This window comes from Streptomyces sp. NPDC086023 (assembly GCF_044540325.1).
In the GTDB taxonomy this organism is placed as follows: Bacteria; Actinomycetota; Actinomycetes; order Streptomycetales; family Streptomycetaceae; genus Streptomyces.
Genome location: NZ_JBITRX010000034.1, coordinates 1 through 20,218, shown reverse-complemented (window position 1 = coordinate 20,218; position 20,218 = coordinate 1). Strand labels below are relative to the sequence as shown.

Sequence of the window (20,218 nt, the reverse complement as noted above, 5' to 3'; positions counted from 1 at the left end):
GAGGTCGAAGCCGAATCCGCGCTTGGCAATCTCTTGCCAAGATTGTGCCTGCCTCTTAGGCTCAGGGCCTGCCTCACGCTCTCCCTTCATCCCTGGTCCTGGAGAAGAAGAATGACGACGTCCATACAGCACGAGGATCTGAGTCTCGACTTCAACCGACTCGACCCCGGAGTGCGGAAACAGCTGAGAGCGCTGTGCACCGTCGACAACCACCACGCCCCGCTCGCACTGATCGGCGACTATCTGCTGGTGGCTGCGTCGATCTACGCGTGCGTCGGCGTCTCCTACTGGTTCTATCCGCTCGCCATCGTGCTCATCGGCTCCACCCAGCGGGCCTTCGTGAACCTGCTACACGAGTCTTCGCACAAGGTCCTCGCACGCAGCGGACGCCTCAACCTCGTTCTCGGCACCGTGTTCTCGGGATACCTGGTGCTGCACATGTACAACCCGTACCGGAACTCCCACATCGGCTTCCACCACCGGTTCCTCGGCGACCCCGAGAAGGACCCCGACTACCAGTTCCACCGGGACATCGGCATCTACGACCACCAGGTCTCCGACGCCCGCTTCTTCGCCCGCAACATCGCCGCGGCCCTGCTCGGCCTGCGCGCGCCCCAGTACGTCACCTACGTCGTGCGCGACCGCATCCTCTTCAACGACAACGTCTCCGTGTCGATGCCGATCCGGCAGAGCACCGAACGCGCCCTGCTGCTCCTGCAGTGGACTGCGATCACCGGGTTCTGCGCCTGGCAGGGCTGGCTCCTCCAGCTGCTGCTCTTCTGGTTCGTGCCCCTGTTCACCACGGCCGTCGCGATCGGCTGGCTGTCGGAACTGGCCGAGCACTACCCCCTGCCCGAGAGCGAGTCCCGCCAGAAGCTGATGACCCGCAACCGGCACGGCTGGGCCATCGAGCGCTTCCTGCTCGGCCGGCACCACGACAACTACCACCTGGTGCACCACCTCAACACCGGCGTGCCGTTCTGGAACATGAAGCGCGCCCACCAGGTGCTGCTCCAGGACCCCGGATATGCCCGTTGGGACGGCCTGTGGGCCGGCGTCCTCACCCGCTCGCGGGGCCGCGAGAACCAGGAGACGCTGCTCAGCTACGCCTCGAAGTACCGCCAGTGGCGCCGTCTGGGCGGAGACCCTGCACAGATCGACGGCGGCGGCTCCTTCGCCGAGGCCGCCACCCTCGCCCGCCACCTCTGACCGGGCCCTGTCCCCGACGAAGGAGCCCACGGATGCGCGTGCACCTCAACACCGCCGGCGCCGGTCTGATGCCCGCCGAGGTCGTGGACGTCATGGCCGACCACCTCGCGCAGGAGGCCGCCGAGGGCGCGTACGAGACCGAGCTGCGCCACGCGGACACGCTGGACAAAGGCGTGTACGAGGCACTGGCGTCCGTACTCGACGCACCCGTCGACGATGTGGCCCTCTTCGACAACGCCACCCGTGCCTGGAGCTCCGCCGTCGGCGCCCTGCGCCTCACCGGCACCGGCCGGGTCTGGATCACCCCCTACGAGTACGCCGGGAACCTCATCCTCTGGACCGAGCTGCGCCGGCGCACCGGCCTTCGCGTCGAGGTCGTCCCCCTGACGCCGTCCGGGGACCTCGACCTCGACTGGATGCGCCGCAACATCCGCGAGGACGTGGCCGTCGTCTCCGTCCCCCACGTTCCCTCCGGCTGCGGGATCGTTAACCCCGTCGAGGAGATCGGCCGCATCCTCGCCCCGTGGCCCTGCCTCTACCTCGTCGACGCCTGCCAGTCGGTCGGGCAGCTCGACGTCTCCGTCCGCCGGATCGGCTGCGACCTCCTCACCGGCGCGGGCCGCAAGTTCCTCTGCGGGCCCCGAGGCACCGGGTTCGCCGCCATCGGGCCGCGCCTGCGGGCAGCCGCCACCCCCCTCTTCCACGACCTCCACGTCGCGGACGTGACAGCCCTCCACGACTACGAGGTCCACACCGACAGCGCCCGGCGCTTCGAATACGCCGAGCGCTCCGCGGCCGCCGTCCGCGGACTCGACGCGGCACTCCGCCACCACCTGGCCCGCACGGCCGAACCCGGCACCGGACACGACGCCCGCGCCGCGATACGGGACGCGATCGCCGCCGTGCCGGGCACCCGCCTCATCGACCCGGGGACGCGGCACGCCTCGCTGGTCACCTTCGTCTGCGCGGACGTTTCCGCAGCACGCATCCGCGCCGAACTCGCGGCCCGGGGCGTCAGCGTCTGGGTGGCCCAGGGCAACCACACTCCGCTCTACCTGCCCGGACAGGGCGTCGACCACGCCGTGCGCGTCTCACCGCACCACTACACCTCACCTCAGGACACCGAGGTGTTCGCCCGAGCCCTACGAGAGGTGATCCGATGACGGTCACCAAGGGAGACCCCATGCCCCATGCCACCCCCACCCCGGCGATCGACAAGGGAGCCGTCCGGGCCCTGCAGGACGAGCGGATCGACTGGCGCTTCAAAGGACTCCCCGTCTCGGCCGAGGGCAGCACCGTCGCCGAACTGGCAGCCCGCCGCCTCAACGTTTTCGACGACGGCTTCGTCGGCCCGGTCATGACCCTCGACGCCGACGCCCTGGACCACAACGTCGAAGTCCTGGCCAAGTGGTGCGCCGAACGCGGTGTCGAACTCGCCCCGCACGCCAAGACGACGATGGCGCCCCAGCTCTGGGAACGTCAGCTGGACGCCGGATCGTGGGGCCTGACCGCCGCGAACACCGCGCAGCTGCGCGTCTACCGCGCCTTCGGCGTCTCCACCGTGCTCTTCGCCAACGAGCTGGTCGACGCTCCCTCGCTGCGCTGGGTCACCGAGGAAATGGACCGCGACCCGTCCTTCCGTTTCATCTGCTTCGCCGACTCGCCCGAGGTGGTCGAGCGGATGCACCAGGTCCTCACCGACCTGGAGACCGCACCGGCCCGGCCCATCGAGATCATCGTCGAGATCGGCCGGACGGGCGGCCGCGCCGGCGCCCGCACCGGCAAGGACGCCCTCGCCACCGCCCGCGCCGTCCACGCCAGCCGCGCGCTCCGCCTGGTCGGCGTCGGAGGCTACGAGGGCGTCCTCGTCAACGACCCCTCGCCCCACAGCCTCTGCGTGATCGACGACTTCCTCGACCGGCTCCGCGAGGTCACCACCCTCCTCCACGACGAGAGCCTGTTCGAGACCGACACCATCGTGGTCACCGCAGGCGGAAGCTGCTTCTTCGACCAGGTGGCCGATGCACTCACCCGCCCGTGGAAGACGGGGATGAACGTCCTGCCGGTACTGCGCAGCGGCTGCTACATCGCCCACGACGACGGCTTCTACCGGTGGATGTCCCCCTTCTCCCGCGAGGGCGACACCGACCGCACGCTGCGCCCGGCCCTGCACGCCTGGGGCCGGGTCACCTCGATGCCCGAGCCCGGCCTGGCCCTCGTCACAGCCGGCAAGCGCGACCTGTCCTTCGACGCCTGGCTCCCCGAGCCGCAGGCCGTCCGCCGCGACGACGGCACGACCCACGCCCTGCACGACTGCGTCGTCAACGCGGTCAACGACCAGCACGCCTTCATCCGCCTGGCGCCCGGCAACGACGTCCGCATCGGAGACTGGGTCCGCCTCGGCCAGGCCTTCCCGTGCACGGCCTTCGACAAATGGCAGCTGATCCCGGTGACCCGCGGCGAAACGGTCGTCGACCTCGTCCGCACCTTCTTCTGATGCGAAAGACCCGCCGCCTCCTGGCGGCCCTCCGCGCGGCCCTCCACACCACCGTCCAGGCCCCCACCCGCCGCTGGGTCAACCAACGCACCCCGTAACCACACAGAGACCGGTCCCGTCCGTCCGTCGCAACCCCCCGCGCGACGGCCGGACGGGACCTCGCCGCGCAGCCGGCTGCCCGGCCACGCGGCGAGGCGGTTCCGTCGCGATCACCGCGTCCTCGGCAGCGCTGCCGACGGCCGGCGGCCGGGGCCGTTGTCAGTGGTGGGCGGGATGATGACCTTCATGACCGAAAACAGTGCCCTGCTCTCTCCTGCCGCCTACGTGGAGGCCGTGACCACCGCCGTGGCGGCGTCGGCCGCGTACTACGGCGACGGGACCACCCCGCTCGGCGACGACGAGTACGACGGGCTGCTGCGCGCCATCGCGGCCTACGAGGAGGCCCACCCGGACGAGGTGCTCGCCGAGTCGCCGACCGGGAAGGTGGCGGGCGGGGCCGTGCAGGGCGACGTACCGCATTCGGTGCCGATGCTCTCCCTCGACAACGTCTTCGACGCCGACGAGCTCGCCGAGTGGGCCGCGGGGCTGGAACGGCGCCTCGGTCGCCCGGTGGCCGGGTGGTGTGTGGAGCCGAAGCTCGACGGCCTGGCGGTGGCCGCCCGGTACCGGGCCGGCCGGCTCGTCCAGGTCCTCACCCGCGGCGACGGTCTGGCCGGCGAGGACATCACCCACGCCGCCGACGCCGTCCTCGGTCTGCCGTCGGTGCTCACCCGGCCGATCGACGTCGAGCTGCGCGGCGAGGTGCTGCTGACGACCGCGCAGTTCGAGGAGGCCAACCGGATCCGCCTCGCCCACGAGGCCACGCCCTTCGCCCACCCGCGCAGCGGGGCGGCCGGCACACTGCGGGCCAAGGACCGCCCGTACCGGATCGAGTTGACCTTCTTCGCCTACGGCGCGATCGGCCTGGACGACCTCGGCCACCTCGCCCTGCTGGAGGAGTTGGCCGCGCTCGGCGCGAACACGGCCGCCGGCACGGCGGCCGCCCCCGCGCGGTACGAGACCCTGGAGCAGGTGCAGGAACGTATCGACGTGATCGCCGGCCTGCGCGGCGACCTGCCGTTCGGAATCGACGGTGTCGTCGTCAAGGCCGACACCGCCGAGGACCAGCGGCAGGCCGGCAACGGCTCGCGCGCCCCGAGGTGGGCGGTGGCCCGGAAGATGGCGGCCGAACACAAGGTGACGCGCCTGCTGTCGGTGGAGTGGAACGTCGGCCGGACCGGGATCATCGCCCCGCGCGCCGTCCTGGAGCCCGTGGTCATCGACGGGGTGACGGTCACCTACGCCACGCTCCACAACCCGGCCGACATCACCCGTCGGGGGCTCATGATCGGCGACCAGGTGTTCGTGTACCGCGCCGGCGACGTGATCCCCCGGGTCGAGGCTCCCCTGGTCGACCAGCGCACCGGCGCCGAGAGCCCGATCGTCTTCCCCGAGACGTGCCCCCGCTGCGGTGACGCCATCGACACCGCCGAACAGCGGTGGCGGTGCGTGCGCGGCCGGAGCTGCCAGGCGGTGGCCTCGGTGATCTACGCGGCCGGGCGGGACCAGCTCGACATCGAAGGTCTCGGCGGCACGCGCGCGGTCCAGCTGGTGGAGGCCGGTCTGGTCGCGGACATCGCCGACCTGTTCACCCTGACCCGCGAGCAGCTCCTCGGCCTGGAGCGGATGGGCGAGACCAGCGCCACCAACCTCCTGGCCGCGATCGAGACCGCCCGCGGGGCCGCGTTGAGCCGCGTGTTCTGCGCCCTCGGCGTCCGAGGCACCGGGCGCACGATGTCGCGCCGGATCGCCGCGCACTTCGGCTCGATGGCCGCGATCCGGGCCGCCGACGCCGACACGCTGGCCGGGGTCGACGGCATCGGGACAGAGAAGGCCCGCGTCATCGCGGCCGAACTCGTCGAACTCGCCCCGCTCCTCGACAAACTCGAAGCGCAGCGGGTCGGCACGCAGGTGACCGAGGTGCGGAAGCCCGTGGCCGAGGGAGGCGACGGCATCGGCGCCGAGGCCGCGGGCGGACCGCTGGCCGGTCAGGCCGTCGTGGTGACCGGCTCCATGACCGGCCCGGTTGCGGAGCTGTCCCGGAACGAGATGAACGAGCTGATCGAGCGGGCCGGCGGGAAGGCGTCGTCGTCGGTGTCCAAGCGCACCACCCTCCTGGTGGCGGGGGAAAAGGCCGGCTCCAAGCGGACCAAGGCCGAGGAACTGGGCATCCGCATCCTCGACCCCGAGGAGTTCGCGGCCCTCGTCGCCGACCTCCTCCCCCCGGCCGTGTCGTCCTGACCCCTCGGTGCCGGGGGTCTCTCCGCGCCGCCGGTCCGCCCGGTCGGGTCAACCGGGACGGGGGACGGCCCGCCCCAGGAGATGGGCGTCCAGGTAGCCGCGTTCCGAGGCCGGGTCGTGGAGGAGTTGGGCTACGGGGGTGAGGCCGGCGGCGGTCAGGAGGGCGGTGAAGCGGGCGGCCGGCCAGGCGTAGGCGGGGGTCACCTTGTGGTCGAAGCGGACCGGGTCGGGGGCGTCGGTGGCGAAGAAGGAGACCAGGAGCAGCCCTCCGGGTGCCAGGGCGCGTACCTGCTCGGCGAGCAGCGCGGGCAGTTCCCCGGGCGGGGTGTGGATCATCGAGTAGTGGGCCAGTACGCCGCCGAGGGTGTGGTCATCGACCGGGAGGGCCTCCATGCGGGCCTCGTCGAACTGCAGGTCCGGATGGGAGCGGCGGGCGTGGGCGATCATGGCCGGGGAGAGGTCGAGTCCGAAGGCGTCCAGTCCCAGGCCGTGCAGCATGGCCGTCAGGTGGCCGGGGCCGCACCCGACGTCGGCTGTGCGGAGGTTGCCCGTCGCGCGGACCAGCTCGGCGAACGTGCCGAGCATGGCGCGGGTGAACGGGCGCGTCTCCAGCCGGTCGGCGAACAGCGACGCGTACAGCTCGACGACGTCGTCGTAGGCCGCTCTGGTGTCCTCCTGGTGTTCCCCCATGGAAGGGGAAGCTAGCAGGGGGAACGCACCGCGACGGCGCGGGTGGTGGTCCGGGCGGGGTGGTCAGTGGACGACGGTGAAGCTGCGCCAGGGGAGGGTGTCCGGGGCGGTGACGTCCGACATGGTGGTGGCGAGGTAGGTGCCGGGGGCCTCGTCCGACTTCTGGCAGCCCGGGGTGCGGTAGAGGACGATGTCGACGAGCGTGTTGTTCTCCACGTGCGCGGCTCCGCGTGGGAGGGCGATCTTGTGGCAGCCCTGGACCGGCGTGTTGCTGTAGGTCAGTTCGACCGGCGAGTCGTGGGCGCGGAAGCTGAGGGTGCCCACGGTGGTCCTGTCGGCGGAGCACGCGGTGGCGGTGAGCAGCAGGACTGCCGCTCCGGTGATGACCCCGAAACGCCGGTGGTGGGACATGGCTCGGTCCTCGTCTGTGCGGTGTGCCGTTGACCGCAGCCTGACGCGGTGGGCGCGGCCCGGCATCCGCTGCGCGGCCGCGTGGATGACACCGGGTCGGCGGGCTTCAGCCGTTCGGGGGTGTTCGGCGGGTTTGCGGCACCGGGGGGCGGCCGTCGGACGTTGGACCGCGCGACGCGGTCCGGGTGGTGAGGAGTGGTCTTGTACGACGGGGTCGTCGGCCGGGTGCTTCGGCGTGATGCCGGGGACCGGGACGGGAGGGAGCTGCGGGCGCGGGTCCGGCTGCTGGCCGGGGTCGGGGTCGAGGGCGACCTCGGTGTGCGGGGTGCCTCGCGGCGTCGTCGGCGTGGTGTCGGACAGGTCCACCTGCTGCCGGCGGAGGTCCTGGACGAGTTCGCCGAGGCCGGGCACGAGCTGGAGCCGGGGGAGCTCGGCGAGAACGTCACCACGCGCGGCATCGATCTCGCGCGGCTTCCGCTCGGCACCCGGCTGCAGCTCGGGGCGCACGCCGTCGTCCGCCTCGACGGGGTGCGTGCCATCGACGGCGTGCGCCTGGAGGTGTTCGCCCCGGGTGGGGAGGGGCGGGTGGTGCGACGGGCCGGGGTGATGGCCGTGGTCGAGGCGACCGGCTTCCTCAGTCCCGGGGATGCGGTTCGCATCCGGCTTCCCGGCCTGCCGTACCGGCCCCTGCCGTCCGTCTGACCCGGGAGGGTCAGTTCGTGAAGAAGGCGGTCAGGGCGGGGGCCAGGGCGTGGGGGTCGACTTGGTGGTCCTGGTCGGGGAGGGTCTGGTGGCGGCCGGGGAGGGCTGCTGCCGCGTTGCGGATCCAGGGGTCGCTCGCGCCGCCGTCGAGGACGAGGAGGTGCGGGGCCAGGGAGTCCCAGCGGCCGGGCGGCAGCGGGTGGCCGGACATGGTGCCGGCCATGACCTGCGCGTCGTACGGGAGGGTGTGGGCGAGCGCCTCCATGCCGGCCCAGAAGGGGGTCTGGCGCATGCCTTCGACCGTCTCGGCGGGGACCCCGACTCCGCGGGTGAGGAAGTAGGCGACCGCGTCGGAGCGGGCGCCGGCCGCCACGAGGGCGGTGAGGTGGTCGGCGTAGTCCTCGGGGACCGGGGGGCGGGTGTCGTCGACGACGAACGGCGGCTCGTACACCGAGAGGCGGGAGATCGCGCTGCCGTGGGCGGCGGCCTCCAGGCTGAGGACGGCGCCCGAGGACATGCCGTGGACGAAGGCGGTTCCGCCGGCGAGGCGGATCAGGGCGTCGAGGTCCTCGATCTCGCGCCGGACGTCGTACGGGGCGGTGTCGCCGCTGTCGCCCCGGCCTCGGCGGTCGTACGTGATGACCTCGAAGTGCCCGGACAGCAGGTCCGGCAGGTCTCCGAAGTCGCCGCGGCGCTGGAACGCGCCGCCGACGAGGATCAGGGCGGGGCCCTGTCCGGTCCGCTCGTAGGCGATCTTCGTGCCGTCCGAGGAGAGTGTGCGGTCCATTTCTGCCTTTCGGGTCTGCGTGAGGAGGGCGGCGCCTGCGTGGTGCACGTCGGGGACATCCAGGCCTCGGAGTGGTCGGGGCCGGGGGGAGTCCTGGTGCGGCTCCTTCAGTTGGCGCGTGCGGTGATGTCGCCGTACGAGGTGGTGGCGTGGATGGTCAGGGCGGCGGCGGAGCCCTCGGTGTTGGCGAGGCTGTTGTGGATCCTGCCGTAGGAGGTGCCGGCGTCGAGGGCGGCCGAGACGCCGCGGGCGGCGCCGACGGTCACGTCACCGGCGTCGGTGCTGAGGCGGACCGTGCCGCGGACGGCCTCGGCGATCATCAGGTTGCCCTTCTGGGTACGGATCTCCGCCGGGCCGCCGAGGCGGCCGACCGCGATGTCGCCGGCCTGGAGGGTGATGCGGCCGCCCGCGGTCTCGTCGAGCTTGACCGAGCCGTGGGCGCTGTCGTACTCGACCTCGCCGAGGCGGCCGATGGCGCGGAACTCGGCGGACGCGGTCTTCGCCCGCAGGTGGGAACCGGCCGGCAGGTGGACGGTGACCTCGACGGAGCCGGGGTTGCCGAGCATCCGGGCGCTGTCCTCGGGGGCCTCGATGCGGAGGACGCCGTCGGCGTAGGTGACCTGGACGGCTTCGGCGGCCTTCACGTCGCGGCTCTTCGAGGCGTCCACGGGCAGGACCTCCACCGTCGTGCTCGTCCCGTTCGGCGTGTGCGTCGTGTCCGGCTCGTCCGTGGCCACGAAGCGGATGCGGCCCGCGGGGACGTTCAGGAGGGCGGAGAGCGGGGCGGTGGTGTCGAACTGCTGCATGATCTGCTCCTTGATCGTGTCGGGCGCCGGCCCCTTTGGCCCGCTCGTTTCCGACAACGCAAAAGCTACGTTGTGTTCACTGATTCAGCAACGTGTTCGTTGCGATGTAGATCTATTTTTGCAGCTCAGAGTGGGTAAATCGTTGCGTTGACTTGGCGAGTTAATGCAATTGAGGTGAGGCGCGTGTTGCAATGACGGTGAAGTTAACGCCACGCGGGCGGTTGCTAGAATGGAATATGCGTTCGAATCATGGAGACATGCGTGCGGGACGCCCGGTGCTCGGCTCCGCGCTGACCGGGGACGAGCTGGGGCGGTGGTACTGGACGCTGGCCGAGCTGACCGGGCTGGCCCGGGAGCTCGGCGTACCGCGCGGGGGCGGGAAGGCCGTACTCACCGAGCGGCTGCGCGCCGCACTCGACGGGGAGCCGGTGCCCGCGGAGGTGCGCGTCCGGCGGCCGGGCGGGCGGCAGCTGGCCGCCCCGGTGGACGCAGGCACGGTGATTCCGGACGGGCAGCGGTGCAGTCAGGTGCTGCGGGAGTTCTTCGTGCGGGAGATCGGGCCCGGATTCCACTTCGACGCGCACATGCGGGCCTACGTCGCCGAGAACGCGGGGCGCACCCTGGGCGAGGCCGTCGCGCACTGGCACGCGACGCGCGCCGAGGCGGCGCTGCCGCAGGAGATCGGCGCCCAGTTCGAGTTCAACCGCCACCTGCGCGACTGGCACGCCGCCCACCCGGCCGGCAGCCGCGAGGAGGCCCTGGCGGCGTGGCGCGACCACCGGGCGACGCCGCGGTCGGCAGGTGGCGGCGAAGCCGCCGTTCGAGGACGGGCCTGACCCTCGATCAGGGCGCTGCGGTGGTTGGACCTCCCGGTCGAGGCGGTGCGCCGGCTGCTCGGCTGCGGCGAGGAGCAGCTGCCGGGGCTCGGTTCAGCCGCGGGAGCGGGGCGGGATGGGGAGTTGGCCCGCGGCGATGGCGGACAGGGCCAGGGCGAAGCCCGCGAGTTGGGCGGGGCTCAGGGTCTGGCCGAGGAGGGCGGCGCCGAGGGCGGCCGCGACCAGCGGCGAGAGCAGGACGAGGACGGCGGAGCCGGTGACGGGCAGGGTGGTGATGCCCCGGAACCACAGGACGAAGGCGAGAAGACCGCCGACCAGGCCGAGCCAGAGGTAGCCGAGGACGGCAGGCGCGTCAACGGCGGGGGGCGCGCCCTCGGCGAGCAGCACGACCGGCGTCAGGAAGACTCCCCCTGCGGTGAGTTGCCAGCCGGCGAAGGCGGTGGCGCCGACTCCGGCGGGGCGCCCCCAGCGCTTGGTGAGTGTCACGCCGAGTGCCATCGAGGCTGCGCTGGCCAGGCCCGCCAGGACCCCCACGGCGTCGAGTGCGGCGTCCGGGCCGATCGCGACCAGGCCGACTCCTGCCATGCCCGCCACGCCCCAGCCCAGCCGCCAGACGGACCGGCGTTCGTGGAGGACCGCCACGGCCAGGACGGCGACGACGAGCGGCTGGGCGGCCGCGAGGGTGGCGGCCACACCGCCCGGCAGGCGTTCGGCCGCGACGGCCAGCAGCGGGAAGGTGAGGCCCGTGTTCAGCACGCCCAGCGCCGCGGCCTTCGGCCACCACGCCCCGCGCGGCAGCGTCCGGCCGATGGCCAGCGCGATCAGGCCGGCGGGCAGCGCCCGCAGGAAGCCCGCGAACAGCGGGTGCCCGGGCGGGAGGAGTTCGGTGGTGACGACGTAGAACGTGCCCCAGGACAGCGGGGCCAGTGCCGTCAGCGCGGTGAGTGCCGCAATGGAGGTGTCGTTCGTCCGCAGCGCCTGGGGACTCGTCGCGTGGGGAGACATGACCGGAGTCTCGGTCGGGTGGGATCCATGAGTCCAACACATGCTTGTCAGCTCATCGATCTCGATCCACGATGGACGGGTGGAGCTCCAGCAGATGCGCTACGTCCTTGCCGTCGCCGAGACGAACAGCTTCACCCGGGCTGCCGCACGCTGTCTGGTCGTCCAGTCCGCCCTCAGCCACCAGATCGCGCGTCTGGAACGGGAACTCGGGGCGAAGCTCTTCGAACGCACCAGCCGCCGGGTCCGGCTGACTCCGGCCGGCGCGGCGTTCCTGCCTGCGGCCCGTCAGGCCGTGGAAGCCGCCGAACGGGCGGTCGCCGAGGTCGCCGCGGCGGTCGGCGAAGTCCGCGGAAGGCTGTCCGTGGGACTGATCCCCACGGTCGCCGCGGCCGACGTGCCGGGGGCGCTGCGCGAGTTCCGCCGGCGCCATCCGCACGTGCGCATCGGCCTGCGGGTGGGGGCCAGCGACGAGCTGACCGAGCAGGTCCGGGAAGGGACCCTGGACGTGGCGTTCCTCGGACTGCCCACGACCTCGCAGCCCCGCGGAGTGGCCGCCCACGAACTCGCCCGGGACCGCCTCGTCGCGGTGGCCGCACCGGACCACCCGCTCACCGCCGAGCCCTCGGTGGACCTCCGCAGGCTGTCCTCGGAGGTGTTCGTGGACCTCCCGGCCGGAACGGCCGGACGGCTCCAGTCCGACCAGGCCTTCGCGGCCGCCGGCCTCACCCGGGACGTGGCCTTCGAGGTGAACACCGCGGACTCGCTCATGGCCCGGCTCGTCGGTGAGGGCCTCGCCGTTGCGCTGCTCCCCGCCGCCTACGCGCCGACGCTCGACGGGGTGACCGTCATCGAGGTCACCGACGCCCCGGCCCGCGTCGAGCACGTGGTCTGGAGCCTTGCCGGGCGCCCGCCCGCGGCGACGGCATTCCTCTCGGTGCTCGGCATCCCGGGAACGTCCCCCGCGCCCCTCCCCCGCGAGTGCAGGGCGGGACGTTCCCCGGCGGACCCGCTCGCTCCACCGGCCCCTGTGGATTCCCCCTTGATCGGGAAGGTCGACCCTAGCTCCGGTCGGTGAGGAGTCTGGCCGTGACGGCACTCAGGCACGTCCTGCCGGCCGGGAAGCCGGCGCCCGCGTCGGCCGGGAAGACCGCGGCCGCGAGGAACGAGGCGCCGAAGACGGCGACCAGGCGCGGGGCCCAGGTGCCGCGGGCGCGGTGCGGAGCAGGCGGTGGAGGCCGGTCGCGGCTGCCGTGAGCAGAACGGCGGCGAGCAGGAAGTTCGCCGTCTGGATCCAGCCGTGGGAGCCGAGGGCGAGCTGGCTGATCGCGTTGCGGGTGAAGTCGAAGCCGTCGCGGGCGAGGCCCTGTGCGATGCCGGCGGCGAGGAAGAGCGGGCCGGCTGCCAGGCCGCCGGTGAGGAGGAGACGGGTGCGGGTGCGGGTGGTGGCGGGAGTGGACTGGGTGCGGGGCGTGGGGGCGGTGGTGAAGGTGGGGTTGGGGCTGGTCATGGGGTGCCTCCTCGGCCGGGTCCAGGGGATGTCTGCGCGTCGGTGTTCCGAGGGGTAGACGCCGCGCGGTGCCCGAACTCATCGGCGGGAGGCGCGGTTTCCGGCGGGAGGGGCTGGTTAGGCTGCTCGGTCATGACGACAGCGGGGCGGCGGATGGCGGTGGCGTTCGACGGGCTGGCCGGGGCGTACGACGACGCGCACCACGACGGGATCGGGCGGGCGCTGGTCGGGTGGCTGGCCCCGGGCGGGGACGAGGCCGTGGCCGATGTGGCGTGCGGGACCGGCGCGGTGGCGCTGGCCGTGGTCGCGGCGGGCGGCGGTGGGGTGCCGGTGCTCGCGGTGGACCTGTCGGCCGGGATGGTGGCGGCGGGCCGGGTGCGGGCGGAGCGGGCGGGGGTCGGCGGGGCGATCGACTGGCGGGTGGGTCCGGCGGTGCCCCTGCCGGTAGCGGACGGTGCCCTCGACGTGGTGCTCTGCGCGTCCTCGCTGCACTTCCTGGGGGCGGCGGCGTTCGACGACTGGTTGCGGGTGGTGCGGCCCGGCGGGCGGGTGGGGTTCACCCTGCCGGTCGCGTCGCGGTTCCGCCCGGGTGGGGTGTTCGCGGAACTGGTGGCGGAGGATCTGGTGTTGCCGGAGAGCGCGGAGGACGGGTGCCGGCTCGCGGCGGCGGCGGGGTTCGCCTCCCCTGCCGGACGGCTGGTGTCCGTAGGGGACCGGGCCGTGGTGATGGTGCGGGCCCGGGTGCCCTGACGCGGTGTCCGTTCAGGCGTGGGCCCGGCGGGCGCGTGAGGCCGTGATGACGGTGAGGCCGGCGGTGGCGGCGAACGTGGCGATCGTGGTCATCCCGACGCCGATGACGAAGAGGCCGCTGCCGTCGTCGGACCAGTCGTAGAACGAGGCGACGGTGAGGCCGGCGGTGGTGCCGACGATCGAGGCCACGACCAACTGGCGGCGGGCGGCGGCCCAGACGACCGCCATGAGGGTCAGCACCAGGCCGATCACCTGCCAGGCCTGGTAGGGGCCGCTGACCGAGCCGTCCGGGGCCACGTCGAGGATCTGGTCCCAGCCGAGCCAGGCCGCCCAGGCGCCGACGGCGAGGCCGGCCAGGAGGGGGGTGGCCATCAGGTCACGGGGGAGGCTGTGGAGTCGAGTGCTCATGGGGAACAGTGTTCTGGAGCGCGGAAGTCCAGGTCAGGGTGCTGGTACTCAGGTTCGGCGCGCAGGTGTCTGAGTACCCGTGAGCGGGTGTGCGGGGGTGGCTGGTTGTCGATGGGTTCCCGTGCGAGGTATCTTGCATTGCATGGTTCCTGGTAACGCAAAGAACGAGGCAGGGGGACGGGTCCCCAGCCAGTTGCGCAAGGGCGTGCTGGAGCACTGCGTGCTCGCCCTGCTGCGGGACGGGCCCAGGTACGGGGTCGAGCTGCTGGCCGAGTTGTCCGCGGTCAGCGTGATGACGACCAGCCAGGGCACGATCTACCCCCTGCTGTCGCGGCTGCGGCGGGAGGGGTACGTCGACACCGAGCTGCGCGAGTCCCCGAGCGGGCCGCCGCGGCGGTACTACACCCTGACGCCCGTCGGCCGGGCGGCCCTCGCCGAGTTCACTCAGGCGTGGCCGCTCTTCCGGGACGCCGTCGACCACTTCCTCACCGACCCGCAAGGGGAGACCGCATGAACGCCATTGCCGAGCACCCGCTGCTGACCGCCTACCTCGACGCCGTGTCGCGCGAGACGGCCGAACTGCCCGCCGAGCGGCGGGCCGAGCTGCTCGCGGACCTGCGCGAGCACGTCCAGGACAGCGGCGCGGAGGGCGAGGAGCAGATCCGGGAGGTGCTGGAACAGCTCGGCGACCCGCGGACCGTGGCCGCGTCCGCGCTCGCCGAGGAGCCGGCCGCCACACCCACCGCCGGGGCGGCGGCTGCGTCTGCCGCGCCTTCGGAACCGCTGTGGCGGACGCGGGTCACGGTGGGACTCCTCGCCTGCGCGAGCCTGCTGGTCCTGGCCAACTTCGCGCTGGGCGGGGTGGCTCTGCTGGCCGGGCTGGTGCTGCTGTGGAGCTCCGCGGTGTGGGAGCGGCGGGAGAAGGTGCTCGGCACGGCCGCGTCCGTCGCCGTGCCGCTGATGCTCCTGGTGGGTGCGCTGGTGCTGGCGGCGGTGCGCGTCGGGCCGGTGGAGCTGCTGGTGATCGCGGCGTGCTCCGTGGCCGTGCCGGGGGTGGGGGCGATGACGCTGCTGCGGACCGCGCGGCGGTGAAGTTCCGCGCGTCGGGCCGTCTTTGCGGGCTGCGGTCCGAGGGCGGCCCGCCGTCGTTTCATAGCTCGGGCATCGACATATGTCGGTAGGCGAGTTATTGTCGGAGCGTGAACGATCAAGCTCTGCGTGAGCCGACGCTGCTCATCCTCACGGCGGTCGCCGATGCCCCGCGGCACGGGTACGCGATCGCCCAGGAGGTCGAGAAGATCTCGGAAGGGCGCACGAAGATGCGCACCGGGACGCTGTACGGGGCCCTGGAGCGGCTCCTGGAACAGGAACTGATCGCCGTCCACGAGGACGCGGTGGTCGACGGGCGGCGGCGGCGCAGCTACGCGCTCGCGCCGCGCGGCCGCGAGGTGCTGGCGGCGGAGGCGGCCCGGATCGCGCGGACCGCCCGGGAGGCCACGCGCCGCCTGGGGCTCGGTGCCGCCGGTCTCGGTGCCGCCGGTGGGGCGGTGGGCGCGTGAGCTGGGCGGTTCGGCTCTACCCCGCCTCCTTCCGGCGGGAGTTCGGCGACGAGGTCGCCGAGGCGTACCGGGAGGCCACACGTGACGCGGGTCCGCTGGCGCGGATGCGGGAGACCGGCGACGTGGTCGGGCACGCCGTGCGCATGCGGCTCGGGCTGGGCTCGGCCGGGCGGGCCGGGCGGTGGTTCGCCGCGGTCGCGCCGTTCGCCCTGGTGGCCGCCGGTGCGGCCGCGCTCTGGTGGTCCGGGCTGATGTTCCGGGTCGGCCTGGGCGGCGGTACGACCGTGGCTGCGGCCGGTACGGCGTACACGCTGGTGGCCGCGGGCGGACTGGTGACCGTGGCGGGGGCCGTACTGGCCCTGGCCGGTCGGTGGACGGCCGGCTGCCGGCTCGCGTCGGCGGGGGTGGCCGGGACGCTGGCCGCGGATGCCTGGCGGCAGGGTGCCGGGGCGGCGGGGGCCGCCCTCTTCACCACGGGGCCGCTGTTGGTGCTGGTCCTGGTGGCGCTGGCCTGCCCGCCCGATCTGCGGCCGGTGCCGCAGGTGCGGAGCGCGGCTGGTGCCATGGCGGTCGCGGCCTGGGGGGTCGTGCTGAGCGCGGCGGTGGTGGCGGTGCCGTTGCCGTACGCGGTGGGCTGGCTGCGGTTCCTCGTACCGGTGGCCGGGGGGCTGCTGCTGGCGGGGCGTCAGGCCTTCGTACGGCTGCGCACGGCGCCGGCGGTGCTGGCCGCGGGGCTGCCGTTCCTCGCCCTCGCGGAGCTGACCGGGGCGCTCGCCGCGTACCTCGGGCTGCCGCTGCTCCTGCTGGTGCCGGCCGCCGCGGTGGCCGTGAGCGTGCGGCGGCGGCGTGGTGGGAGCGGGCCGCTGGTCGGTGCCTGAGCCGAGCGCTGCCGTTGCACGCTCTGCTCGCCGGTCGTGAACGATCCGCCCGCCGAAAGCAGGCAGGGGGCCCGGTCGACAACAGTCGACCGGGCCCCCTGCTCGTGCTTTGCTGTGGTGGGGCAGAGAGATCCAGCGAGATGCTCTACCCGACCGTCACGGAAAACTCACCACCGTTGATGATCAACAGAACCGCACCTGCGATGGCGCCCACCGCCAGCAGGATGCAGATCAGGCGGGCGGTCCGGCGCTGCTTGGCAATGGCCATCCGGACCGTCCTGCCGATCTCTTCCGACACGGACATGGTCCTCACCTCCTCCCGTTTTCCGGGTAGTTGAGATGGTCCAGCACCTGTCAGGCCCTTATGACGACCCATGACCCCGCGCTACGCTCGCTGACGGCACATGACACGGGATGACGCCAGGGGACAAGGAGGGCCATGGCACGCCTCCGGTTCCCTCACGACATCGGCCCGAGCCCCGTTCGCGACCTGCTGCTGTGGATGCACCGGCTGCACGGCCGCGCAGGGGCTCCCGGTGTCCGCGACATGGCCGAGGCCGTGGGGTGCAGCCGTCACAAGATCCACGACATGCTGACCTCGGGGAGGTGCCCCCATGACGCCCGCACCCTGTTCAGGCTTGCGGGATGGCTCGACGGGCGGACACCCCGCCCCCGGGTGAGCGGCGACGAAGAGAGCGAAGACCGCTTCTACGACGAACTCGACGCCTTGTGGGACGCGGCGATGACGTTCGAGCTGCTGGAACCGCCCGAGCTGCCGCCACCCGTGGTGCCGGCAGGGCGAGTGCCGCCCCACGACGACGAGGAGCCGGTCCGGACGGAGCGTGAGGAAACCCCTGAGGCGGATTCCGAGGGCCCTTTCGGGGTGGCGGGTGACGAAGTCGTCGGCCCCGTCGTCCGTCGATCACCGTCTTCGTCGGGCATCAGCCCGTCACGGCCTGTGGAGATGCCGGACCCGGGCCGGTCCCGGTGCCTCCTCGTCGCAACAGGTGCGTACGATCATCTCTCCGACCTGCCGGGAGACGTCAGGGCGGCGGAGATGCTGGCGGAGGTCCTGACCGCCCCGTGGCCGGAGCCGGCCTTCGACAGGCTGGATGTGCTGCTCGACCCGGAGGACCCCCGCGACGTCCTGGGGGCGGTGCACGCTGCCGCTGACGAAGCGGACGACGTGCTGATGCTGTACTTCTCCGGCCATGGCCTGGTGTCCAGGAGGGGGAAGCTTCAGCTCGCCACCCGCAGCACTCGCCCTGACGCCGATTACACCGCCGTGCAGTACGACGACATCAGGGAACTGGTGTCCTCAAGTCGAGCCAAGCGTTCGCTGATCGTGCTGGACGCCTGCTACTCGGGTCGCGCGCTGGACGTGATGGGCCCGCACTCGGGTCTGCAGGAGGCGCCGAGCACGTATCTCCTCGCCTCCAGCGGGGCCGACGCTGCCTCGTTCGTTGACGACCAGGGCCTGCCGGTCTTCACCCGGCACCTGACCGAGGTGCTTGCCGTCGGCGACGCCGAGGCACCCGAAGTTCTCACCGTCCGGGACATTTATCAGCTGATCAACCGTCGAGCGCGACGTGAGGGGTATCCGACTCCGATGCTGCGCGCCAACCATGCGGGCCACCCGCTCGCCCTGGCGCGCAACGCCGCGCTGATGCCCGTCGACCGGGCTCAGGGCTCGGTGGGCATGGGGGCCGGGGCCGCCGCGAGCATGCGTTCGGGGGTCCAGTAGTCCTCGGCTTCACCCTGGGGGGTGAGGGCGTGGGAGGACGCCGACTCGTCCGGGGCGGGCGGTTCGGGGGTTTCACGGGCGGCAGCGGTGTGCGCCGCGGCGATCAGTGCGGCGGCTGCCAGGGCCGCGGCTGCGGCCAGGGTCTTCGCGTTCAAGGGTTCTCCCGGTTCCTGGTGCGGGACGGGCGGGTGTGCTGTGGCCGCAGCCTAGGGGGTGCGGCCGGCCGTGTCCGGATGTGACAGGGAATCGTCATTGCGGCCGCGGCGGGGGGCGGTGAGGATCGATGCATGTCCACCACATCCCACCGCGTCGTGATCGCGGTCTTCCCCGACGTCGACCTGCTCGACGTCACCGGTCCGGCCGAGGTGTTCTCGCTGGCCGGCCGGGAGACCGGGGGGCGTGCCGGGTACGAGGTCCTCCTCGCGTCGCCCGACGGGGCGGCGGTCCGGACCGCGGCGGGGGTCCGACTGGTCGCCGACCTGGCCTTCGGCGAGGTCCGGGGACCGGTGGACACGCTGCTCGTGCCGGGGGCCGTGGACATGGGGCCGGACGGTCCCGTCGCGCGGATCGACCCCGGCGTCGTGGCGTGGGTCGCAAAGACCGCGCGGCGGGCACGGCGGGTGGCGTCGGTCTGCGTCGGTGCGCACGTGCTGGCCGCGGCGGGGCTGCTGGACGGGAAGACGGCGACCACGCACTGGTCGACCGCCGCCCAACTGGCGGCCGACCACCCGGGCGTCACCGTCGACGCCGATCCGATCTTCGTACGGGCGGACCGCGGGCGGCTGTGGACCGGGGCGGGCATCAGCGCCTGCCTGGACCTGGCGCTGGCGCTGGTCGCGGAGGACCTGGGCGAGGACACGGCGCTGGCGGTGGCGCGGCAGCTGGTGATGTACCTGAAGCGGCAGGGCGGGCAGAGCCAGTTCTCCGTACCCCTCAGCCGGCCCCCGGCGGGGCGGCGGGACATCGACGAGCTGCTGCTGTTCATCGCCGACCACCTGGACGGTGATCTGTCGGCCGGGGCGCTGGCAGCGCGGATGTGCCTGAGCGAGCGGCACTTCGCCCGGGTGTTCGCGCGGGAGACCGGTGTGAGCGCCGGTGCGTACGTCGAGTCGGCGCGGGTGGAGGCGGCGCGGCGGCTGCTGGAGACCGGGGACCTGCCGCTGGGTCAGGTCGCGGCGGCTGCCGGGCTGGGGTCGGCGGAGACGTTGCACCGGGCGTTCCGGCGGCAGGTCGGGACGACGCCGGCGGCGTATCGGCGGCGGTTCCGGATGTCGGTCGGCTGACCCCTCCTTCTCTCTTTTCTTCTTCCTTCTGTTCGTGTCGGTGGCCTGGTCGGAGTGTTCGCCGCGCCATGCCCTTTTTGTGAGGAGAGTCCTGATGAGCGTCGTGTCGAAGAGGCTGCGCGAGGTGGTCGGGCTGGACGACCGGCCGGCCCGGCTGAGCGAGTCCGTCCTGGTGATGATCGACTTTCAAAACACCTACCGCGAGGGGGTCATGGCCCTGGAGGGTGCGGAGGAGGCCCTCGCGGAGGGAGCCCGGCTGCTGGAGCGGGCGCGGGCCGCGGGTGCGCCGGTGGTGCACGTGGTGAACGACGGCGGCCCGGGTACGCCGTACGACGTCCGGGCGCGGATCGGGGCGATCAGCGACGAGGTCGCGCCGCGGGCCGGGGAGGCGGTGGTGGTGAAGCAGCTGCCGGACTCCTTCCGGGGGACCGATCTGGAGAAGGTGCTGGACGGGCTGGGGTTCGCGGCAGGGAGTGGGAAGGACCTGGTGCTGGCCGGGTTCATGACGCACATGTGCGTGCTGTTCACCGCGCAGGGGGCGTTCAACCTGGGGTACCGGCCGACGGTGGTCGCGGCGGCCACGGCCACCCGGTCGCTGCCGGCGGCGGACGGGGGCGTGGTGCCGGCGGAGGTGCTGCGGGCCGGCGCGCTGGCGACCGTCGCCGACCTGTTCGGGGTCGTGGTGCCTTCCGGTGAGGGGCTGGACGCCGGCTAGTGATCTGGTTCGGAGATGCGTGAGCAGTAGCGGCAGATGCGGTCGAGGATCTGGTCGGCGGTCTTGGTCCACTTGAAGGGCCGGGCGTCGT

The 20,218-nt window shown here is 72.8% G+C and carries 24 protein-coding genes; 15 read left to right on the top strand and 9 right to left on the bottom strand.

Annotated elements, in window-relative coordinates:
- Positions 1 to 111 precede the first annotated feature (111 nt).
- The 4 genes from ACIF6F_RS36175 (at position 112) to ligA (ending at position 6,046) form a co-directional block, all read left to right on the top strand.
- Positions 112 to 1,209, top strand: coding sequence for a fatty acid desaturase (locus ACIF6F_RS36175; protein ID WP_399957576.1), 1,098 nt, complete (start codon positions 112 to 114; stop codon positions 1,207 to 1,209).
- A gap of 32 nt (positions 1,210 to 1,241) precedes the next feature.
- A complete protein-coding gene (locus ACIF6F_RS36170) occupies positions 1,242 to 2,372 on the top strand; it encodes an aminotransferase class V-fold PLP-dependent enzyme (protein WP_399957573.1) in 1,131 nt (376 codons plus the stop codon).
- Positions 2,369 to 3,706: an alanine racemase gene (locus ACIF6F_RS36165; protein ID WP_399957570.1), complete on the top strand. Its 1,338-nt coding sequence runs from the start codon at positions 2,369 to 2,371 to the stop codon at positions 3,704 to 3,706. The genes ACIF6F_RS36170 and ACIF6F_RS36165 overlap by 4 nt, the downstream gene beginning before the upstream one ends.
- Positions 3,707 to 3,982: 276 nt before the next feature.
- Positions 3,983 to 6,046, top strand: a complete 2,064-nt coding sequence (gene ligA, locus ACIF6F_RS36160) for an NAD-dependent DNA ligase LigA (RefSeq protein ID WP_399957651.1) — start codon at positions 3,983 to 3,985, stop codon at positions 6,044 to 6,046.
- Between the two features lie 48 nt (positions 6,047 to 6,094).
- On the opposite strand, the gene ACIF6F_RS36155 is transcribed toward ligA, so the two are convergent.
- Entirely contained in the window at positions 6,095 to 6,736 is a 642-nt protein-coding gene (locus tag ACIF6F_RS36155) for a class I SAM-dependent methyltransferase (protein WP_399957567.1), read from the bottom strand.
- Between the two features lie 63 nt (positions 6,737 to 6,799).
- Positions 6,800 to 7,147, bottom strand: a complete 348-nt coding sequence (locus ACIF6F_RS36150) for a hypothetical protein (RefSeq protein ID WP_399957565.1) — start codon at positions 7,145 to 7,147, stop codon at positions 6,800 to 6,802.
- A 201-nt stretch (positions 7,148 to 7,348) separates the two neighbouring features.
- Here ACIF6F_RS36150 and ACIF6F_RS36145 point away from each other — a divergent pair, with 201 nt between their 5' ends.
- The gene (locus tag ACIF6F_RS36145; RefSeq protein ID WP_399957562.1) at positions 7,349 to 7,849 is read left to right on the top strand and encodes an MOSC domain-containing protein; all 501 of its coding nucleotides are present in this window, start codon (positions 7,349 to 7,351) and stop codon (positions 7,847 to 7,849) included.
- Positions 7,850 to 7,859: 10 nt separating this feature from the next.
- On the opposite strand, the gene ACIF6F_RS36140 is transcribed toward ACIF6F_RS36145, so the two are convergent.
- Together ACIF6F_RS36140 and ACIF6F_RS36135 are read right to left on the bottom strand one after the other, a co-directional pair.
- Positions 7,860 to 8,636, bottom strand: coding sequence for an alpha/beta fold hydrolase (locus ACIF6F_RS36140; protein ID WP_399957559.1), 777 nt, complete (start codon positions 8,634 to 8,636; stop codon positions 7,860 to 7,862).
- A 107-nt stretch (positions 8,637 to 8,743) separates the two neighbouring features.
- Positions 8,744 to 9,442, bottom strand: a complete 699-nt coding sequence (locus ACIF6F_RS36135; protein WP_399957555.1) for a DUF4097 family beta strand repeat-containing protein — start codon at positions 9,440 to 9,442, stop codon at positions 8,744 to 8,746.
- A gap of 257 nt (positions 9,443 to 9,699) precedes the next feature.
- Here ACIF6F_RS36135 and ACIF6F_RS36130 point away from each other — a divergent pair, with 257 nt between their 5' ends.
- Positions 9,700 to 10,278 carry a DUF6434 domain-containing protein gene (locus tag ACIF6F_RS36130; RefSeq protein ID WP_399957553.1) on the top strand — a complete coding sequence of 193 codons (579 nt, stop codon included), beginning with the start codon at positions 9,700 to 9,702 and terminating at the stop codon, positions 10,276 to 10,278.
- Positions 10,279 to 10,371: 93 nt separating this feature from the next.
- On the opposite strand, the gene ACIF6F_RS36125 is transcribed toward ACIF6F_RS36130, so the two are convergent.
- Complete coding sequence (locus ACIF6F_RS36125; RefSeq protein WP_399957550.1) at positions 10,372 to 11,283, bottom strand: EamA family transporter; 912 nt, start codon at positions 11,281 to 11,283, stop codon at positions 10,372 to 10,374.
- Between the two features lie 79 nt (positions 11,284 to 11,362).
- On the opposite strand from ACIF6F_RS36125, the gene ACIF6F_RS36120 reads away from it, so the two are divergent.
- Positions 11,363 to 12,358 carry a LysR family transcriptional regulator gene (locus tag ACIF6F_RS36120; RefSeq protein WP_399957547.1) on the top strand — a complete coding sequence of 332 codons (996 nt, stop codon included), beginning with the start codon at positions 11,363 to 11,365 and terminating at the stop codon, positions 12,356 to 12,358.
- Positions 12,359 to 12,379: 21 nt separating this feature from the next.
- Here ACIF6F_RS36120 and ACIF6F_RS36115 read toward each other — a convergent pair whose 3' ends face one another.
- Complete coding sequence (locus tag ACIF6F_RS36115) at positions 12,380 to 12,790, bottom strand: DUF998 domain-containing protein (protein WP_399957544.1); 411 nt, start codon at positions 12,788 to 12,790, stop codon at positions 12,380 to 12,382.
- A 132-nt stretch (positions 12,791 to 12,922) separates the two neighbouring features.
- Between ACIF6F_RS36115 and ACIF6F_RS36110 the strand changes: the two genes are divergently transcribed.
- Positions 12,923 to 13,540, top strand: a complete 618-nt coding sequence (locus tag ACIF6F_RS36110) for a class I SAM-dependent methyltransferase (RefSeq protein ID WP_399957541.1) — start codon at positions 12,923 to 12,925, stop codon at positions 13,538 to 13,540.
- Positions 13,541 to 13,552: 12 nt separating this feature from the next.
- Here ACIF6F_RS36110 and ACIF6F_RS36105 read toward each other — a convergent pair whose 3' ends face one another.
- Entirely contained in the window at positions 13,553 to 13,948 is a 396-nt protein-coding gene (locus ACIF6F_RS36105; protein WP_399957538.1) for a hypothetical protein, read from the bottom strand.
- Between the two features lie 142 nt (positions 13,949 to 14,090).
- Here ACIF6F_RS36105 and ACIF6F_RS36100 point away from each other — a divergent pair, with 142 nt between their 5' ends.
- The 4 genes from ACIF6F_RS36100 (at position 14,091) to ACIF6F_RS36085 (ending at position 16,385) form a co-directional block, all read left to right on the top strand.
- Positions 14,091 to 14,462: a PadR family transcriptional regulator gene (locus ACIF6F_RS36100; protein ID WP_399957535.1), complete on the top strand. Its 372-nt coding sequence runs from the start codon at positions 14,091 to 14,093 to the stop codon at positions 14,460 to 14,462.
- On the top strand, positions 14,459 to 15,040 hold the full coding sequence (locus ACIF6F_RS36095) for an HAAS signaling domain-containing protein (RefSeq protein ID WP_399957532.1): 582 nt from the start codon (positions 14,459 to 14,461) through the stop codon (positions 15,038 to 15,040). The genes ACIF6F_RS36100 and ACIF6F_RS36095 overlap by 4 nt, the downstream gene beginning before the upstream one ends.
- Positions 15,041 to 15,147: 107 nt before the next feature.
- Positions 15,148 to 15,507 (top strand): PadR family transcriptional regulator, encoded by a 360-nt coding sequence (locus ACIF6F_RS36090; RefSeq protein WP_399957529.1) that lies wholly within the window; start codon positions 15,148 to 15,150, stop codon positions 15,505 to 15,507.
- Complete coding sequence (locus ACIF6F_RS36085; protein ID WP_399957526.1) at positions 15,504 to 16,385, top strand: hypothetical protein; 882 nt, start codon at positions 15,504 to 15,506, stop codon at positions 16,383 to 16,385. The genes ACIF6F_RS36090 and ACIF6F_RS36085 overlap by 4 nt, the downstream gene beginning before the upstream one ends.
- Before the next feature lie 145 nt (positions 16,386 to 16,530).
- On the opposite strand, the gene ACIF6F_RS36080 is transcribed toward ACIF6F_RS36085, so the two are convergent.
- Positions 16,531 to 16,689, bottom strand: coding sequence for a hypothetical protein (locus ACIF6F_RS36080; RefSeq protein WP_399957523.1), 159 nt, complete (start codon positions 16,687 to 16,689; stop codon positions 16,531 to 16,533).
- A gap of 135 nt (positions 16,690 to 16,824) precedes the next feature.
- On the opposite strand from ACIF6F_RS36080, the gene ACIF6F_RS36075 reads away from it, so the two are divergent.
- On the top strand, positions 16,825 to 18,129 hold the full coding sequence (locus ACIF6F_RS36075) for a caspase domain-containing protein (protein ID WP_399957520.1): 1,305 nt from the start codon (positions 16,825 to 16,827) through the stop codon (positions 18,127 to 18,129).
- Here ACIF6F_RS36075 and ACIF6F_RS36070 read toward each other — a convergent pair.
- The gene (locus ACIF6F_RS36070; protein ID WP_399957518.1) at positions 18,069 to 18,284 is read right to left on the bottom strand and encodes a hypothetical protein; all 216 of its coding nucleotides are present in this window, start codon (positions 18,282 to 18,284) and stop codon (positions 18,069 to 18,071) included. The two genes, ACIF6F_RS36075 and ACIF6F_RS36070, sit on opposite strands and share 61 nt — an antisense overlap.
- 132 nt (positions 18,285 to 18,416) lie before the next feature.
- Between ACIF6F_RS36070 and ACIF6F_RS36065 the strand changes: the two genes are divergently transcribed.
- Together ACIF6F_RS36065 and ACIF6F_RS36060 are read left to right on the top strand one after the other, a co-directional pair.
- Entirely contained in the window at positions 18,417 to 19,412 is a 996-nt protein-coding gene (locus ACIF6F_RS36065) for a GlxA family transcriptional regulator (protein WP_399957515.1), read from the top strand.
- A gap of 94 nt (positions 19,413 to 19,506) precedes the next feature.
- The gene (locus ACIF6F_RS36060; protein WP_399957512.1) at positions 19,507 to 20,127 is read left to right on the top strand and encodes a cysteine hydrolase family protein; all 621 of its coding nucleotides are present in this window, start codon (positions 19,507 to 19,509) and stop codon (positions 20,125 to 20,127) included.
- Positions 20,128 to 20,218: the final 91 nt, after the last annotated feature.

What these genes read in the sequence shown, in the direction of transcription:
- ACIF6F_RS36175 (WP_399957576.1), top strand. Translation starts at nt 112, where the DNA reads ATGACGACGTCCATACAGCACGAGGATCTGAGTCTCGACTTCAACCGA.
- ACIF6F_RS36170 (WP_399957573.1), top strand. Translation starts at nt 1,242, where the DNA reads ATGCGCGTGCACCTCAACACCGCCGGCGCCGGTCTGATGCCCGCCGAG.
- ACIF6F_RS36165 (WP_399957570.1), top strand. Translation starts at nt 2,369, where the DNA reads ATGACGGTCACCAAGGGAGACCCCATGCCCCATGCCACCCCCACCCCG.
- ligA (WP_399957651.1), top strand. Translation starts at nt 3,983, where the DNA reads ATGACCTTCATGACCGAAAACAGTGCCCTGCTCTCTCCTGCCGCCTAC.
- ACIF6F_RS36155 (WP_399957567.1), bottom strand. Translation starts at nt 6,736, where the DNA reads ATGGGGGAACACCAGGAGGACACCAGAGCGGCCTACGACGACGTCGTC.
- ACIF6F_RS36150 (WP_399957565.1), bottom strand. Translation starts at nt 7,147, where the DNA reads ATGTCCCACCACCGGCGTTTCGGGGTCATCACCGGAGCGGCAGTCCTG.
- ACIF6F_RS36140 (WP_399957559.1), bottom strand. Translation starts at nt 8,636, where the DNA reads ATGGACCGCACACTCTCCTCGGACGGCACGAAGATCGCCTACGAGCGG.
- ACIF6F_RS36135 (WP_399957555.1), bottom strand. Translation starts at nt 9,442, where the DNA reads ATGCAGCAGTTCGACACCACCGCCCCGCTCTCCGCCCTCCTGAACGTC.
- ACIF6F_RS36130 (WP_399957553.1), top strand. Translation starts at nt 9,700, where the DNA reads ATGCGTGCGGGACGCCCGGTGCTCGGCTCCGCGCTGACCGGGGACGAG.
- ACIF6F_RS36125 (WP_399957550.1), bottom strand. Translation starts at nt 11,283, where the DNA reads ATGTCTCCCCACGCGACGAGTCCCCAGGCGCTGCGGACGAACGACACC.
- ACIF6F_RS36115 (WP_399957544.1), bottom strand. Translation starts at nt 12,790, where the DNA reads ATGACCAGCCCCAACCCCACCTTCACCACCGCCCCCACGCCCCGCACC.
- ACIF6F_RS36110 (WP_399957541.1), top strand. Translation starts at nt 12,923, where the DNA reads ATGACGACAGCGGGGCGGCGGATGGCGGTGGCGTTCGACGGGCTGGCC.
- ACIF6F_RS36105 (WP_399957538.1), bottom strand. Translation starts at nt 13,948, where the DNA reads ATGAGCACTCGACTCCACAGCCTCCCCCGTGACCTGATGGCCACCCCC.
- ACIF6F_RS36100 (WP_399957535.1), top strand. Translation starts at nt 14,091, where the DNA reads ATGGTTCCTGGTAACGCAAAGAACGAGGCAGGGGGACGGGTCCCCAGC.
- ACIF6F_RS36095 (WP_399957532.1), top strand. Translation starts at nt 14,459, where the DNA reads ATGAACGCCATTGCCGAGCACCCGCTGCTGACCGCCTACCTCGACGCC.
- ACIF6F_RS36080 (WP_399957523.1), bottom strand. Translation starts at nt 16,689, where the DNA reads ATGTCCGTGTCGGAAGAGATCGGCAGGACGGTCCGGATGGCCATTGCC.
- ACIF6F_RS36075 (WP_399957520.1), top strand. Translation starts at nt 16,825, where the DNA reads ATGGCACGCCTCCGGTTCCCTCACGACATCGGCCCGAGCCCCGTTCGC.
- ACIF6F_RS36065 (WP_399957515.1), top strand. Translation starts at nt 18,417, where the DNA reads ATGTCCACCACATCCCACCGCGTCGTGATCGCGGTCTTCCCCGACGTC.
- ACIF6F_RS36060 (WP_399957512.1), top strand. Translation starts at nt 19,507, where the DNA reads ATGAGCGTCGTGTCGAAGAGGCTGCGCGAGGTGGTCGGGCTGGACGAC.